The sequence below is a fragment of the Comamonas antarctica genome (assembly GCF_013363755.1).
Lineage (GTDB): Bacteria > Pseudomonadota > Gammaproteobacteria > Burkholderiales > Burkholderiaceae_C > Comamonas > Comamonas antarctica.
Genome location: NZ_CP054840.1, coordinates 1357501 through 1373385, shown reverse-complemented (window position 1 = coordinate 1373385; position 15885 = coordinate 1357501). Strand labels below are relative to the sequence as shown.

General features: G+C 58.1%; 6 protein-coding genes, 2 tRNA genes and 5 rRNA genes (1 of these 13 only partly in view). 3 read left to right on the top strand and 10 right to left on the bottom strand.

Annotation, left to right across the window (positions count from 1 at the left end):
- The first annotated feature begins 2 nt into the window (after positions 1-2).
- Positions 3-1508, top strand: coding sequence for a sensor histidine kinase (locus tag HUK68_RS06485; RefSeq protein WP_175503456.1), 1506 nt, complete (start codon positions 3-5; stop codon positions 1506-1508).
- Positions 1505-1927, top strand: a complete 423-nt coding sequence (locus tag HUK68_RS06480; RefSeq protein ID WP_175503455.1) for an RNA-binding S4 domain-containing protein — start codon at positions 1505-1507, stop codon at positions 1925-1927. The genes HUK68_RS06485 and HUK68_RS06480 overlap by 4 nt, the downstream gene beginning before the upstream one ends.
- A 260-nt stretch (positions 1928-2187) precedes the next feature.
- Here HUK68_RS06480 and HUK68_RS06475 read toward each other — a convergent pair whose 3' ends face one another.
- Together HUK68_RS06475 and guaD are read right to left on the bottom strand one after the other, a co-directional pair.
- Positions 2188-3540 carry a uracil-xanthine permease family protein gene (locus HUK68_RS06475; RefSeq protein ID WP_175503454.1) on the bottom strand — a complete coding sequence of 451 codons (1353 nt, stop codon included), beginning with the start codon at positions 3538-3540 and terminating at the stop codon, positions 2188-2190.
- Positions 3541-3574: 34 nt separating this feature from the next.
- Positions 3575-4975: a guanine deaminase gene (gene guaD / locus HUK68_RS06470; RefSeq protein ID WP_175503453.1), complete on the bottom strand. Its 1401-nt coding sequence runs from the start codon at positions 4973-4975 to the stop codon at positions 3575-3577.
- Between the two features lie 469 nt (positions 4976-5444).
- Here guaD and HUK68_RS06465 point away from each other — a divergent pair, with 469 nt between their 5' ends.
- Positions 5445-6188 carry a DNA/RNA non-specific endonuclease gene (locus HUK68_RS06465; RefSeq protein WP_350355235.1) on the top strand — a complete coding sequence of 248 codons (744 nt, stop codon included), beginning with the start codon at positions 5445-5447 and terminating at the stop codon, positions 6186-6188.
- A gap of 192 nt (positions 6189-6380) precedes the next feature.
- Here HUK68_RS06465 and HUK68_RS06460 read toward each other — a convergent pair whose 3' ends face one another.
- The 8 genes from HUK68_RS06460 to HUK68_RS06425 form a co-directional block, all read right to left on the bottom strand.
- The gene (locus HUK68_RS06460; protein WP_175503452.1) at positions 6381-7127 is read right to left on the bottom strand and encodes a 16S rRNA pseudouridine(516) synthase; all 747 of its coding nucleotides are present in this window, start codon (positions 7125-7127) and stop codon (positions 6381-6383) included.
- A 69-nt stretch (positions 7128-7196) separates the two neighbouring features.
- Positions 7197-7309: ribosomal RNA gene (gene rrf, locus HUK68_RS06455) — 5S ribosomal RNA — on the bottom strand.
- Between the two features lie 126 nt (positions 7310-7435).
- A 23S ribosomal RNA gene (locus HUK68_RS06450) occupies positions 7436-10310 on the bottom strand.
- A 389-nt stretch (positions 10311-10699) separates the two neighbouring features.
- A tRNA-Ala gene (locus tag HUK68_RS06445) sits at positions 10700-10775 on the bottom strand.
- Positions 10776-10908: 133 nt separating this feature from the next.
- Positions 10909-10985 (bottom strand) — tRNA-Ile (locus HUK68_RS06440).
- Between the two features lie 74 nt (positions 10986-11059).
- Positions 11060-12591: ribosomal RNA gene (locus tag HUK68_RS06435) — 16S ribosomal RNA — on the bottom strand.
- Between the two features lie 336 nt (positions 12592-12927).
- Positions 12928-13040: ribosomal RNA gene (gene rrf, locus HUK68_RS06430) — 5S ribosomal RNA — on the bottom strand.
- A gap of 126 nt (positions 13041-13166) precedes the next feature.
- Positions 13167-15885: ribosomal RNA gene (locus HUK68_RS06425) — 23S ribosomal RNA — on the bottom strand; it runs 158 nt beyond the window's last position.
- The 16S, 23S and 5S rRNA genes sit together here with 2 tRNA genes alongside, the layout of an rRNA operon.

Genomic DNA, 15885 nt, shown 5'->3' with positions numbered 1-15885 from the left:
CCATGGCCAGCGCACCCGCGCCGCTTCGCCCCGCCTGGTCGCTGCGGCGCCAGCTGCTGGTCGGCATCCTGGTGCCGGTGCTGCTGCTGATCGGCTTCAACACCTGGAGCCTGCACCAGCAGACGCTCAAGGCGCTCAACACCGCCTACGACCGAACCCTGCTGGCCTCGGCCAAGAGCATCAGCGAGCAGTTGGGCGTGCGCGGCTATGACGACCAGGCCGAGCTGCGCGCGCTGGTGCCCTATTCGGCGCTGGAGATCTTCGAGGCCGACAACCAGAGCCGCATGTTCTACCGGGTATCGACCACGGGCGGTGAAATGGTGTCGGGCTTTGCCGAACTGCCGATGTGGCGCGGCCAGATTCCGCAGCGCCCGCCCTATGCGGCATTGGTGGATTTCTACGATGCCCAGTTCCGCGGCGTGCCGGTGCGCATGGCGGTCTTGCTCCAGCCCGTGTCCAGCGCCGAAGGCCGCGGCATGGCTGTGATCCAGGTGGCCGAAACGCTCGAGCTGCGCGAAGCGCAGGCCTGGCCCATCCTGTGGCGCACTTTGGCAAGCCAGGCCCTGCTGGTGGCCGTGGTGGCGCTGATCGTCGTATTGGTGGTGCAGCGCGCGACCCGGCCCGTGCGCGCGCTCAGCACCGCGCTGCAGGCACGCACGCAAGGCGACCTGAGTCCGCTACAGGCCCCCGACGCGGCGCGCGAGTTGCAGCCGCTGGTACAGGCCACCAACCAGGTCATGCAGCGCTTGCGCCTGCTGCTGGCCCACCAGAAGCGCTTCGTGCGTGATGCCTCGCACCAGCTGCGCACGCCGCTGGCCGTGCTCAAGATCCAGGTGCAGTCGGCGCAGCGCGGCGATGTGCCTGCGGTCCAGGCGTTTGCCGAAATCGGCGCCACGGTGGAGCGCGCCACGCAACTCGCCAACCAGATGCTGGCCTTGGCCAAGGTCGAGCAACTGCGCCAGCAGGCCGAGCCCGGCGAGCCGCGCGCCTGGGACGAGATCGTGCGCGAGATCGCACTGGATCTGTCACCGCTGATGGCCGAGAAGAACCTCGACTTCGAACTGCAGGCCGCGCCAGTGCACATCAACGCACATGGCTGGATGCTGCGCGAACTCACGCGCAACCTGCTGCACAACGCCGTGCGCCACTCCCCCGAATCAGGCTGGCTGCGCGTGCAACTGACGCAAATGCCCGCCCCCCATGGCGAGCGCTGCCTGGCCGTGCTGTGCATCAGCGACAGCGGCCCCGGCATCAGCGAGGAACTGGCCCAACGCCTGTTCCAGCCGTTCTCGGCGGGGGACCTGCAGGCCGGCTCTGGCCTGGGGCTGGCGATCTGCCACGATATCGTGCAGGCACTGGGCGGCCAGTTGCGCCTGACCCACCGGGAGGCGCGCGACGGCCATCCCGCCGGGCTCGATGCGCAGGTGACGCTGGACTGCAACAGCCCCCCCGCAAAACACATGGAAACACCTTCGCGCGCTGGGCCGCAGGCACAATTTCATCCATGAGCGAACTGCAAACCATGCGTCTGGACAAATGGCTTTGGTGCGCGCGTTTCTACAAGACGCGCAGCCTGGCCGTAGAGGAAATCGGCAAGGGCCGGGTCACCGTGAACGGCCAGAACGCCAAGGCTTCACGCGAACTGCGCGCCGGCGACACCGTGGCGCTGCGCCAGGGCCCGGTGGCACGCACCGTGGTCGTGCGCGGGCTCATGCCATCGCGCGGCCCGGCCAGCGTGGCCCAGGGCCTGTACGCCGAAACCGCCGACAGCCTTGCCGAACGCGAGCGCCTGGCCGAACAGCGCCGCCTTGCGCCCGAACCCGCGGCCACCCTCACCGAAGGCCGCCCCACCAAACGCGACCGCCGCGATATCGACCGCACCCGCGGCACCGACTGGAACGACCGTTGGAGTGCCTCGATCGATTAAGGGCGCCACCCATTCGTCCTGAGCCTGCTGTGACCCGTGAGTCTGAGCCAGCTGATCCGCTCGTCCTCAGCTAGCTTTGATCCGCTCGTCCTGAGCTTGTCGAAGCATGAACGGCCAACCTCCTGATCCCCAAGCTCCTGAGCCAGCTGATCCGTTCGTCCTGAGCTTGTCGAAGGATGAACGGCCCATCTCCTGATCCACAGATATCGCACCTGAACCGCTTGCACGGCCGCAACTCGTGCGGCTCGGTTGCGCTGTACCTACTCCCGGCCCTCTTCGCCCACCCGCGGCAACACCAGGTTCATCACCATCGCCGCCATCGCGCCCACTGTCACCGCCGAGCCCAGCAGGTACTGGAGCATATCGGGCAGCGACTGCAGCCACTCCTTCGGCGCCAGCGTGGCAAAGAACGCGCAGATCAGGGGAATGCCCACCACCAGCATCGCGCGCTCGTCGAGGTGCACATGGCGCAGGATGCGGATACCCGCCATCGAAATCGTGATGCAGACCACGGCAAACACGCCGCCGATGACCGGTGCCGGAATCGCCGCGATCAGCGCCGAGAACTTGCCGATGAAGCCCAGCACCGCGAGTACCACGCCAATCGCCACGAACACCATGCGGCTGGCCACGCCAGTGATCGAGATCACGCCAGCATTGGTTGAATAGCCCGTGACCGGTGTGCCGCCGATCAGTGCCGCCACGCCGCAGCCCAGGCCTTCGCCCATCGCGCCGCGGTCCAGCTGCTGGTCGGTAATGGGCTTGTTGATCACAGCCGACACCGCAAACCAGGTACCCGTCGTCTCTGCCATCACCACCATGTAGATCAGCACGAAGGTCAGTATTGCGGGCAGAGAGAACTGCAGCTGATAGTCGACAAAGGCCATCTTCGGCAACGTGAGCCAGGGCGCGGCAGCCACGGCATCGAAAGAGAACTGCCCGACAAAAGACGCGGCAATGGTGCCGCCCACCAGCGCAATCACCACCGACAGCAGACGCACCCAGGTGCCCGCGCGGTTGTTGAAACGCAGGCCGATCATCATCGCCACCACCAGCAGCGCGGCCGACAGCGCCGCCAGCCCGATGTTCAGGTTGATGGTCGAGTCGCCATGCACCGCAAACACATTGGCCGTGAGCGCAATCGGCAGCAGCGACAGCCCCACCACCAGGATGATCGAGCCGCCGACGATGGGCGGCACCAGCCAGCGGATCAGGCGGTGAAACCAGCCGAGCGCACCCAGCGCAATCACCAGCAGCGCACCCGGAATCAGCGCGCCATACACGGCGCCCATGCCGCTCAAGCCGGCGCCGCCGGCGAGCGCCACGGCAATGATCGCGCCCAGCGGAATGTACGATGGGCCCTGCGCCACCGGCATGCGCATGCACCAGGCGGTCTGGATGATGGTGGCGATGCCCGCCGCCAGAAAGGTCGACTGGATCAGCGAGGCCGAATCGGCTTGCGACAGTGCCAGCGCGGAGGCGATGATGAAGGGCACCACATACACATCCATGGCCATCACATGCTGCACGCCGAGCAGCAAGGCTTTGACGATGGTGACGCGGTCGTCGGGCTGGGCGATCAGGCGCCCCTCATAAGCGGTGGGTTCAGTCATTTGGCGCTGCAATCAGCAAGGTTGGTAAAGGGTTTCACGCAGTGCCGCGGCAGTGCACCAGCGCGCCCTGCACCCAGGTCTGGCTCACATTGGCGCGCGTCGCGTTGTAGATGATCTTCTGCAGCACATCGGCCGGGCTGTCACTGTCCGGCCAGATGCAGACATTGGAGTCGGGCGCATGGCAGTCGACGACGATGGCGTCGAAATGCTGGCCGGCTTCGATGCGGCCGATCGGCAGATCCAGCGCCTTGCCGCCCGCGGCCGTGGCCAGCCACAGCGCAAACACATGGTCGATGCGCGCATTGTGGCGTCCGCGCTGCGCGGACGGCAGGTCCGGGTCCACGCCCTCATCGAGCGCATAGGACGCGGTGATCGCATGCCGGCATGCATCGAACATGGACGGGCTGTAGCCGCCGGAGATGTCGCTGCCCATACCCATGCCCATCTGCTGCGCATGACCCGAGCGCGCCGGGAACACGCTGTTGGCAAAGTAGAAGTTCGACAGCGGGCAGTGGGCCACTGACGCGCCCACCTCGGCCATCAGCGCCACATCCGCATGCGTGAGAAAGTTCGCATGCGCTACCACCGTGCGGCGCGTCAGCAGACCGAAGCGGTGCAGCGCATGCGCATCGGTCGTGCCGGTGCGCTCCAGAACATGCTGGTGCGCCCAGTCGCTTTCCGAACAATGGGTCTGCACATGCGCACCCGTGCGTTGCGCCAGCGCGCCCAGGCCCGCAAGCAGCTCATCGGTGCAGCTGGGGATGAAGCGCGGCGTGATCACCGGCAGCACCAGGCCACCGGAGTTGCCCGGCAGCTGGGCCACGGCATCGATGAAGGCTTCGGTTTCGGCCACCGCCTGCCGAGCACTGGCATCGCGGTAGAACGCCGGGCACTGGCCGGGCTCGTCCATGGCCACGCGACCCACCAGCGCGCGCTGGCCCTGGCGCAGGCACTGCTCGGCCAGCACGCGGTTGCCCACCTCATGCAAGGTGCCGAAGTACATGGCCGTGGTCGTGCCATTCGCCAGCAGCTGCTGCACCAGCGGCCGATAGACGCTCTCGGCAAACGCCGCATCGCCGTAGCGTGCCTCGAGCGGGAAGGTGTTCTGCTGCAGCCAGTCCTCGAGCGGCACATCGAGTGCCTTGCCCATCTGCGGCCATTGCGGCGCGTGCACATGCACATCGACCAGCCCCGGCAACAGATAGCTGCCCGCAGGCAACGCACGCAACTGGCCCGCAGCCGCGTGGCGTGCGCGCTCCGTCTCCCAGCGCGGATCGTCGCGCGCGATCACCGCCTCGATCCGGCCCTGCCCTGACACCACCACCAGCACCTCGGACTGCACGCGCAGCGTATCGGCTTGGGGCGCATCGAATGCCGTGCATTGCATGGCCCAGGGCAGGCCCGTGGCGGAAACTGGAGAGGCAGTGGAGTTCATCGGCAGCGCCCGGAGCGCACGGGGCAGCTGCCGCAGACCCCATGGCGGGCCTTCACGGCAGCGCCCGGCGCCCCGAATCTTTCATCAGACGTTTGCAGGGCGCAGCAGGCCTGAACCTGCTGCGGCACAGGGCCACCATATTGGACCCTGCGCAGGAGGCACGCATTCTACGACTGCACGCGCAACGCCACTGAGGGCGGGCCAACAGCCCCTCGAGCCACTCGGCTGTAACCCCGGCCCAGGCCGTTGAAATGCGGGCACTGGCGGCGCCCAACTTGCTTTGGAGCTCGCATTTTTGAGGCATCCTCGGAGCTTCGTGCCACCACCGCGTGGTCCACGTCGTGCGCCACGCGGCAGCCCTGCTGCGCCGGCTTTCTAGCATCTCTTGAGTAACGGCCCCGGGCCGATGAACGCAGTGAATTTTGGTCAGTCCATGGCGCGCTTCACCCAGCGCGTCACAGTTGCCGCCCTGATCGCGGCAGCAGCGGCGGCAGTCTCCGCCAAACCCTCCTCCTCCACCGTTGCGCTGCCGGCAAACGCCTTTGCCGAATGCCCGGCATTTTTCGTGGCGGGCCATGTGCCCGCCCCCGCGCCGGCGGCCGGAATCGGCAGGCTGCGCGCGCTGTGCTACGAGGCCTTCGCGGTCCTGCACAACGGCGAAAGCAAGACACCGGTCTATGTGGTGCAGCGCCTGAACCGTGCAGCGGTCGACGATGCCGACGAAAAGCGCACCAACAAGTTCTTTGCCGATGCGCGCCTGCCGCGCAGCGAGCGCGCCGAACTCGACGACTACAAGCGCTCGGGTTACTCGCGCGGCCATATGGCGCCAGCCGGCGATATGCCCACCGCGCGTGCCATGGCTCAAAGCTTCTCGCTGGCCAACATGGTGCCGCAGGCCATGAAGCACAATTCAGGCCCCTGGGCCCGCATCGAGAAGGACACGCGCAGCTACGCACACCGTGCCCAGGGCGATGTATTCGTTTTCACCGGCCCGGTCTTTGACCACCACAGCAGCGCCATCGGCAACGGCCAGGTGCGCGTGCCCAGCCACCTCTACAAACTGGTCTACGACGCCACCACCCACCGCTCGTGGGCTTACTGGCAGGCCAACGACGACGCCGAACGCGTCTCCAAGCCCATCAGCTATGAGGAACTGGTGCAGCGCACCGGCATCGAGTTCCTGCCCCGGCCCGTCAGAACATCGTCACGCTGAACTGGCGTACCCGTTCGCCCTGAGCTGCGTACCCGTTCGCCCTGGGCTTGCGTACCCGTTCGCCCTGGGCTTGCGTACCCGTTCGCCCTGGGCTTGCGTACCCGTTCGCCCTGAGCCTGTCGAAGGGTCGAAGGGTCGAAGGGTCGAAGGGTCGAAGGGGCCGGGCCAAGCATGCTCAGGCACAGCGGCCATTCATCCCTTGAGCTTTTCCAGGTCCGCGCCCGTGAGCCAACGCCACTGCCCCGGCGCGAGGTCCTCGGGCAGCTGCATGCTGCCAATGCTGGCGCGGTGCAGGCCTTCCACGCGATTGCCCACCGCTGCCAGCATGCGCTTGACCTGGTGGTACTTGCCTGCGGTCAGCGTCAGATCCAGCACATGGCTGTCGATCAGCACACAGGCCGCTGCCTTGACTGGCTTGGGATCATCATCGAGCACCACGCCGGCCAGCAGACGGTCCACCATCTCCTGCGTCACCGGATGCTTGGCCGTCACGCGATAGACCTTGGGCACATGCTTTTTCGGCGAGCTCATGCGGTGAATGAACTGGCCGTCGTCGCTGAGCAGCAGCATGCCTGTCGTATCCTGGTCCAGCCGGCCCACGGCCTGCAGGCCCTGGATCGCACTCTTGCAGGGCCGCTGGCGCAGCGGCGCGGGCAGCAGCGTATAGATGCTGGGATAGGTCGAGGGCTTTTGAGAACATTCGGTACCCGCCGGCTTGTTCAGCACGATGTAACCCTTGGCGTGGTATTCCCAGTCGACTCCTTGCACGCGCATGCGCAGACCTTCCGGATCGAAATCGGCGGTCGAATCCGTGCATTTGATGGGCGCGGCCGAAGCGTCATCCTGAGGATAGATTTCCACCCAGCCCTGCTGCACCAGGCCGGCACACACACGACGGGTTCCAAACCCTTGCGAATAAAGAATGTCTTGCAGTTGCATGGCAATATGACTTTGGAAAAAACAAAACCCCCAGGCCTTTGGGGCGCTGGGGGTTTGCTTGCTGTAAGAGCCTGACGATGACCTACTTTCACACGGGAACCCGCACTATCATCGGCGCAAAGTCGTTTCACTGTCCTGTTCGGGATGGGAAGGAGTGGTGCCAACTTGCTATGGTCATCAGGCATAACTTTTTGCCTTGGCGCTCAGTTTGTCGAACGCTTCAGCGAATTCATAGAGACTGAAATCAGATTATATTTTGATTGCGCCTGGCATAACTGTCTTTGGTCCGCTTTTGGGATCAAAGTTATAGGGTCAAGCCTCACGAGCAATTAGTATTGGTTAGCTTAACGCATTGCTGCGCTTCCACACCCAACCTATCAACGTCCTGGTCTCGAACGACTCTTCAGGGGGGTCAAGCCCCCGGCAGATCTCATCTTGAAACGAGTTTCCCGCTTAGATGCTTTCAGCGGTTATCTCTTCCACACTTAGCTACTCGGCAATGCCACTGGCGTGACAACCGATACACCAGAGGTGTGTCCACTCCGGTCCTCTCGTACTAGGAGCAGGCTTCCTCAAATCTGCAGCGCCCACGGAAGATAGGGACCAAACTGTCTCACGACGTTTTAAACCCAGCTCACGTACCTCTTTAAATGGCGAACAGCCATACCCTTGGGACCGACTACAGCCCCAGGATGAGATGAGCCGACATCGAGGTGCCAAACACCGCCGTCGATATGAACTCTTGGGCGGTATCAGCCTGTTATCCCCAGAGTACCTTTTATCCGTTGAGCGATGGCCCTTCCATACAGAACCACCGGATCACTATGTCCTGCTTTCGCATCTGCTCGACTTGTCAGTCTCGCAGTTAAGCACGCTTATGCCATTGCACTATCGTCACGATGTCCGACCGTAACTAGCGTACCTTCGAACTCCTCCGTTACGCTTTGGGAGGAGACCGCCCCAGTCAAACTGCCTACCATGCACTGTCCCCGATCCCGATAAGGGACCTAGGTTAGAACCTCAAACACACCAGGGTGGTATTTCAACGTTGGCTCCATGAGAACTAGCGTCCTCACTTCAAAGCCTCCCACCTATCCTACACAGATCTGTTCAAAGTCCAATACAAAGCTACAGTAAAGGTTCATGGGGTCTTTCCGTCTTTCCGCGGGGAGATTGCATCATCACAAACATTTCAACTTCGCTGAGTCTCTGGAGGAGACAGTGTGGCCATCGTTACGCCATTCGTGCAGGTCGGAACTTACCCGACAAGGAATTTCGCTACCTTAGGACCGTTATAGTTACGGCCGCCGTTTACTGGGACTTCAATCAAGAGCTTGCACCCCATCATTTAATCTTCCAGCACCGGGCAGGCGTCACACCCTATACGTCCACTTTCGTGTTTGCAGAGTGCTGTGTTTTTATTAAACAGTCGCAGCCACCGATTTTTTGCAACCGCTTTGGGCTCCCCTTGTACAGGATCACCTACTTGCGGCATACCTTCTCCCGAAGTTACGGTATCAATTTGCCGAGTTCCTTCTCCAGAGTTCTCTCAAGCGCCTTAGAATACTCATCTCGCGCACCAGTGTCGGTTTGCGGTACGGTCGTCAATAGCTGAAGCTTAGTGGCTTTTCCTGGAAGCTGGGTATCACTCACTTCGTCTGCAAGCAGACTCGTTATCACCCCTCATCTAAGCCCGGCGGATTTGCCTACCAGGCACGACTACAGGCTTGAACCAACATATCCAACAGTTGGCTGAGCTAACCTTCTCCGTCCCCACATCGCACTATTGATCGGTACAGGAATATTGACCTGTTTCCCATCAGCTACGCATCTCTGCCTCGCCTTAGGGGCCGACTCACTCTACGCCGATGAACGTTGCGTAGAAAACCTTGCGCTTACGGCGAGGGGGCTTTTCACCCCCTTTAACGCTACTCATGTCAGCATTCGCACTTCTGATACCTCCAGCATCCGTTACCAGACACCTTCACAGGCTTACAGAACGCTCTCCTACCACGTGCAATGAATTGCACATCCGCAGCTTCGGTAACTGGCTTAGCCCCGTTACATCTTCCGCGCAGGACGACTCGATCAGTGAGCTATTACGCTTTCTTTAAATGATGGCTGCTTCTAAGCCAACATCCTGACTGTTTTAGCCTTCCCACTTCGTTTCCCACTTAGCCAATTTTAGGGACCTTAGCTGGCGGTCTGGGTTGTTTCCCTCTTGAGTCCGGACGTTAGCACCCGGTGCTCTGTCTCCCAAGCTGTACTCTGCGGTATTCGGAGTTTGCATAGGTTTGGTAAGTCGCCATGACCCCCTAGCCTAAACAGTGCTCTACCCCCGCAGGTAATACTTGAGGCACTACCTAAATAGTTTTCGGAGAGAACCAGCTATTTCCAAGTTTGTTTAGCCTTTCACCCCTATCCACAGCTCATCCGCTAATTTTGCAACATTAGTCGGTTCGGACCTCCAGTACCTGTTACGGCACCTTCATCCTGGCCATGGATAGATCACTTGGTTTCGGGTCTACACCCAGCGACTGATTCGCCCTATTCGGACTCGATTTCTCTACGGCTTCCCTATTCGGTTAACCTTGCCACTGAATGTAAGTCGCTGACCCATTATACAAAAGGTACGCAGTCACCCTTGCGGGCTCCTACTTTTTGTAAGCATGCGGTTTCAGGATCTATTTCACTCCCCTCCCGGGGTTCTTTTCGCCTTTCCCTCACGGTACTGGTTCACTATCGGTCGATTACGAGTATTTAGCCTTGGAGGATGGTCCCCCCATATTCAGACAAGGTTTCTCGTGCCCCGCCCTACTTTTCTCTAGCTTAGTAGCTCGTCTGTTTTCGCATACGGGACTATCACCCACTATGGTCGGCCTTTCCATGCCGCTTTGCTAACAGTCGAGGTATCACTAGAAGGCTGTTCCGATTTCGCTCGCCACTACTTTCGGAATCTCGGTTGATGTCTTTTCCTCGAGCTACTTAGATGTTTCAGTTCACTCGGTTCGCTTCGCATACCTATGAATTCAGTATGCGATACCCTTGCGGGTGGGTTTCCCCATTCAGAAATCTCCGGATCAAAGCTTATTTGCCAGCTCCCCGAAGCTTATCGCAGGCTATCACGTCTTTCGTCGCCTGTAATCGCCAAGGCATCCACCACATGCTCTTAGTCACTTGACCCTATAACTTTGACGTCTCGTTAAAGACAATCGCGGTTGTATCAAAGACTGTGCGAGGTCTCTCACCTCGCGCGTTATGCCATAATGTGAACATTCTTTTTGCTTCCACCGATTGCTCGGTGGTTGTTAGAGAATGATTCGTCATTACTTAAGAAATAACAGAAGTTAAATCTTGTTTTGACGCAATCAAAAATGTCGTTAGCGGCACGGTCTGCACTAAACCTTTACGAATGTGCAGTTTCCGCTAACAACTCTGATTTCGACTCTATGAATTTTTAAAGAACAGCCGATGATCGTTAGATAACGATCAACAAAAAAGCAGTCTTTTTGAAAACTGCTTTTTTGTTGAGTCAAAAATTATAGCATGCTTGGACGACCCAAACAGCCAAATGGTGGAGGATGACGGGATCGAACCGACGACCCCCTGCTTGCAAAGCAGGTGCTCTCCCAGCTGAGCTAATCCCCCGCTGGTTGTCTATAGCCGGCGTCCTGCGGCGTTGCTCGTCGCTCACACACGAGGTGTGTGCTTCGCTCCTCGCGCCTTGCAGGACTTGGCTCTAGCCAACCCTCGTTTCAACCTCTACTTCGTTGGAAGCAAATGGTGGGTCTAGTTGGGCTCGAACCAACGACCCCTGCGTTATCAACACAGTGCTCTAACCAGCTGAGCTACAGACCCTTTTGCGGACAGTCACGAGGACTGCTCCAACAACCGATAAGTGTGGGCGTTCAAATTGGATTGCGGTTTTCCAGAAAGGAGGTGATCCAGCCGCACCTTCCGATACGGCTACCTTGTTACGACTTCACCCCAGTCACGAACCCCGCCGTGGTAAGCGCCCTCCTTGCGGTTAGGCTACCTACTTCTGGCGAGACCCGCTCCCATGGTGTGACGGGCGGTGTGTACAAGACCCGGGAACGTATTCACCGCGACATTCTGATCCGCGATTACTAGCGATTCCGACTTCACGCAGTCGAGTTGCAGACTGCGATCCGGACTACGACTGGCTTTATGGGATTGGCTCCCCCTCGCGGGTTGGCAACCCTCTGTACCAGCCATTGTATGACGTGTGTAGCCCCACCTATAAGGGCCATGAGGACTTGACGTCATCCCCACCTTCCTCCGGTTTGTCACCGGCAGTCCCATTAGAGTGCTCAACTGAATGTAGCAACTAATGGCAAGGGTTGCGCTCGTTGCGGGACTTAACCCAACATCTCACGACACGAGCTGACGACAGCCATGCAGCACCTGTGTTACGGTTCTCTTTCGAGCACCAAGCCATCTCTGGCGAGTTCCGTACATGTCAAAGGTGGGTAAGGTTTTTCGCGTTGCATCGAATTAAACCACATCATCCACCGCTTGTGCGGGTCCCCGTCAATTCCTTTGAGTTTCAACCTTGCGGCCGTACTCCCCAGGCGGTCAACTTCACGCGTTAGCTTCGTTACTGAGTCAGTGAAGACCCAACAACCAGTTGACATCGTTTAGGGCGTGGACTACCAGGGTATCTAATCCTGTTTGCTCCCCACGCTTTCGTGCATGAGCGTCAGTACAGGCCCAGGGGATTGCCTTCGCCATCGGTGTTCCTCCGCATATCTACGCATTTCACTGCTACACGCGGAATTCCATCCCCCTCTGCCGTACTCCAGCTATGCAGTCACAAATGCAGTTCCCAGGTTGAGCCCGGGGATTTCACATCTGTCTTACATAACCGCCTGCGCACGCTTTACGCCCAGTAATTCCGATTAACGCTTGCACCCTACGTATTACCGCGGCTGCTGGCACGTAGTTAGCCGGTGCTTATTCTTACGGTACCGTCATGGTCCCGGGGTGTTATCCCGGACTTTTCGTTCCGTACAAAAGCAGTTTACAACCCGAAGGCCTTCATCCTGCACGCGGCATTGCTGGATCAGGCTTTCGCCCATTGTCCAAAATTCCCCACTGCTGCCTCCCGTAGGAGTCTGGGCCGTGTCTCAGTCCCAGTGTGGCTGGTCGTCCTCTCAGACCAGCTACAGATCGTCGGCTTGGTAAGCTTTTATCCCACCAACTACCTAATCTGCCATCGGCCGCTCCGTTCGCGCAAGGCCCGAGGGTCCCCTGCTTTCATCCGTAGATCGTATGCGGTATTAGCAAAGCTTTCGCTCCGTTATCCCCCACGATCGGGCACGTTCCGATGTATTACTCACCCGTTCGCCACTCGTCAGCCTCCGAAGAGCTGTTACCGTTCGACTTGCATGTGTAAGGCATGCCGCCAGCGTTCAATCTGAGCCAGGATCAAACTCTATAGTTCGATCTTGATTTTTTTGCTCTTTCGAGCGACTCATAAAAGAATTGAAGTGAACTTCACTTCTTCATGAGCATTTGTAGTGCAATGCACTAGTTCCAAAGAACTTGGCAATCGCCTTCAAACGCCCACGCTTATCGGCTGTATATTTTTAATGATCAGTGAAAATTTCTTTTCACCTGGCTCGCTGCGATCAGCGAAGCCTTGAATTCTAGCACAGCTTTCACTGCGCTCAAACGTCTTGCGTTTTCTTTTCACTTCGAAGGCATCAACCAGCTGGTTGTTCCTCTGAAGGGAAGAGAAAACGCCCAGTCGCTCGACTGGGCGTTTCTTGCTGTAAGAGCCTGACGATGACCTACTTTCACACGGGAACCCGCACTATCATCGGCGCAAAGTCGTTTCACTGTCCTGTTCGGGATGGGAAGGAGTGGTGCCAACTTGCTATGGTCATCAGGCATAACTTTTTGCCTTGGCGCTCAGTTTTTCGAGCGCTTCAGCGAATTCATAGAGCTAGAAATCAGATTATATTTTGATTGCGCCTGGCATAACTGTCTTCGATCCGCTTTTGGGATCAAAGTTATAGGGTCAAGCCTCACGAGCAATTAGTATTGGTTAGCTTAACGCATTGCTGCGCTTCCACACCCAACCTATCAACGTCCTGGTCTCGAACGACTCTTCAGGGGGGTCAAGCCCCCGGCAGATCTCATCTTGAAACGAGTTTCCCGCTTAGATGCTTTCAGCGGTTATCTCTTCCACACTTAGCTACTCGGCAATGCCACTGGCGTGACAACCGATACACCAGAGGTGTGTCCACTCCGGTCCTCTCGTACTAGGAGCAGGCTTCCTCAAATCTGCAGCGCCCACGGAAGATAGGGACCAAACTGTCTCACGACGTTTTAAACCCAGCTCACGTACCTCTTTAAATGGCGAACAGCCATACCCTTGGGACCGACTACAGCCCCAGGATGAGATGAGCCGACATCGAGGTGCCAAACACCGCCGTCGATATGAACTCTTGGGCGGTATCAGCCTGTTATCCCCAGAGTACCTTTTATCCGTTGAGCGATGGCCCTTCCATACAGAACCACCGGATCACTATGTCCTGCTTTCGCATCTGCTCGACTTGTCAGTCTCGCAGTTAAGCACGCTTATGCCATTGCACTATCGTCACGATGTCCGACCGTAACTAGCGTACCTTCGAACTCCTCCGTTACGCTTTGGGAGGAGACCGCCCCAGTCAAACTGCCTACCATGCACTGTCCCCGATCCCGATAAGGGACCTAGGTTAGAACCTCAAACACACCAGGGTGGTATTTCAACGTTGGCTCCACGAGAACTAGCGTCCTCGCTTCAAAGCCTCCCACCTATCCTACACAGATCTGTTCAAAGTCCAATACAAAGCTACAGTAAAGGTTCATGGGGTCTTTCCGTCTTTCCGCGGGGAGATTGCATCATCACAAACATTTCAACTTCGCTGAGTCTCTGGAGGAGACAGTGTGGCCATCGTTACGCCATTCGTGCAGGTCGGAACTTACCCGACAAGGAATTTCGCTACCTTAGGACCGTTATAGTTACGGCCGCCGTTTACTGGGACTTCAATCAAGAGCTTGCACCCCATCATTTAATCTTCCAGCACCGGGCAGGCGTCACACCCTATACGTCCACTTTCGTGTTTGCAGAGTGCTGTGTTTTTATTAAACAGTCGCAGCCACCGATTTTTTGCAACCGCTTTGGGCTCCCCTTGTACAGGATCACCTACTTGCGGCATACCTTCTCCCGAAGTTACGGTATCAATTTGCCGAGTTCCTTCTCCAGAGTTCTCTCAAGCGCCTTAGAATACTCATCTCGCGCACCAGTGTCGGTTTGCGGTACGGTCGTCAATAGCTGAAGCTTAGTGGCTTTTCCTGGAAGCTGGGTATCACTCACTTCGTCTGCAAGCAGACTCGTTATCACCCCTCATCTAAGCCCGGCGGATTTGCCTACCAGGCACGACTACAGGCTTGAACCAACATATCCAACAGTTGGCTGAGCTAACCTTCTCCGTCCCCACATCGCACTATTGATCGGTACAGGAATATTGACCTGTTTCCCATCAGCTACGCATCTCTGCCTCGCCTTAGGGGCCGACTCACTCTACGCCGATGAACGTTGCGTAGAAAACCTTGCGCTTACGGCGAGGGGGCTTTTCACCCCCTTTAACGCTACTCATGTCAGCATTCGCACTTCTGATACCTCCAGCATCCGTTACCAGACACCTTCACAGGCTTACAGAACGCTCTCCTACCACGTGCAATGAATTGCACATCCGCAGCTTCGGTAACTGGCTTAGCCCCGTTACATCTTCCGCGCAGGACGACTCGATCAGTGAGCTATTACGCTTTCTTTAAATGATGGCTGCTTCTAAGCCAACATCCTGACTGTTTTAGCCTTCCCACTTCGTTTCCCACTTAGCCAATTTTAGGGACCTTAGCTGGCGGTCTGGGTTGTTTCCCTCTTGAGTCCGGACGTTAGCACCCGGTGCTCTGTCTCCCAAGCTGTACTCTGCGGTATTCGGAGTTTGCATAGGTTTGGTAAGTCGCCATGACCCCCTAGCCTAAACAGTGCTCTACCCCCGCAGGTAATACTTGAGGCACTACCTAAATAGTTTTCGGAGAGAACCAGCTATTTCCAAGTTTGTTTAGCCTTTCACCCCTATCCACAGCTCATCCGCTAATTTTGCAACATTAGTCGGTTCGGACCTCCAGTACCTGTTACGGCACCTTCATCCTGGCCATGGATAGATCACTTGGTTTCGGGTCTACACCCAGCGACTGATTCGCCCTATTCGGACTCGATTTCTCTACGGCTTCCCTATTCGGTTAACCTTGCCACTGAATGTAAGTCGCTGACCCATTATACAAAAGGTACGCAGTCACCCTTGCGGGCTCCTACTTTTTGTAAGCATGCGGTTTCAGGATCTATTTCACTCCCCTCCCGGGGTTCTTTTCGCCTTTCCCTCACGGTACTGGTTCACTATCGGTCGATTACGAGTATTTAGCCTTGGAGGATGGTCCCCCCATATTCAGACAAGGTTTCTCGTGCCCCGCCCTACTTTTCTCTAGCTTAGTACCGCTCGTCTGTTTTCGCATACGGGACTATCACCCACTATGGTCGGCCTTTCCATGCCGCTTTGCTAACAGTCGAGGTATCACTAGAAGGCTGTTCCGATTTCGCTCGCCACTACTTTCGGAATCTCGGTTGATGTCTTTTCCTCGAGCTACTTAGATGTTTCAGTTCACTCGGTTCGCCTCGCATACCTAT

Excerpts from the sequence above, each read along its gene's own strand:
- guaD (WP_175503453.1), bottom strand. The coding sequence starts at position 4,975 with ATGAACTCCACTGCCTCTCCAGTTTCCGCCACGGGCCTGCCCTGGGCC.
- HUK68_RS06475 (WP_175503454.1), bottom strand. The coding sequence starts at position 3,540 with ATGACTGAACCCACCGCTTATGAGGGGCGCCTGATCGCCCAGCCCGAC.
- HUK68_RS06460 (WP_175503452.1), bottom strand. The coding sequence starts at position 7,127 with ATGCAACTGCAAGACATTCTTTATTCGCAAGGGTTTGGAACCCGTCGT.
- HUK68_RS06480 (WP_175503455.1), top strand. The coding sequence starts at position 1,505 with ATGAGCGAACTGCAAACCATGCGTCTGGACAAATGGCTTTGGTGCGCG.
- HUK68_RS06485 (WP_175503456.1), top strand. The coding sequence starts at position 3 with ATGGCCAGCGCACCCGCGCCGCTTCGCCCCGCCTGGTCGCTGCGGCGC.